Annotated in this window: 1 protein-coding gene; it reads right to left on the bottom strand. The window is 34.7% G+C overall.

Features of this window, described 5'->3' with window-relative positions:
• Nucleotides 1-441, bottom strand: a 441-nt coding sequence (locus tag SAY88_RS24765) for a hypothetical protein (protein ID WP_332635087.1), incomplete at both ends; no start/stop codon positions are given.

The raw sequence follows: 441 nt of genomic DNA, 5'->3' as shown, positions 1-441 counted from the left end.
AGCAATCATAGCAAGTGCTAGCGGTTTTGCCCAATTACGGATTCTAGGTAAAATGAGTGCACAAATTATTGCTAAGATGTCACCGGATAAAAGATCTGCAAAACGGCAATCAGCCATAAAATCAGAAAATAGTCCAGGACTGAATTGATACATTCTAAGCAATGGCGAGGCAAATATTGCACCGGCCCACATAATAAAAGTATGTGAAAAGCAAAGTAAAAATACAGTATAAGGGATAGGAGGGTTATAAAATGCAATACGTGGAGCATAGTGAGCAGTAATTCGAAAACCAATAATATAAAATGCAGCTGAAATAGTTAATGCCCAATGGATGTAAATCATAAATCCTAGTGAAACAAAGATTAACTCTAGGATAATAAAAAGTAGTGCAAATAATAACGAGTTCCTCCAATGGTGATTTTTTCGAGTATAATAAATAAA

Source organism: Halalkalibacter flavus (genome assembly GCF_036663575.1).
GTDB lineage: Bacteria > Bacillota > Bacilli > Bacillales > Bacillaceae_D > Halalkalibacter > Halalkalibacter flavus.
Note: the sequence above shows the minus strand (reverse complement) of the source record. Positions and strands in the feature narration are given on the sequence as shown.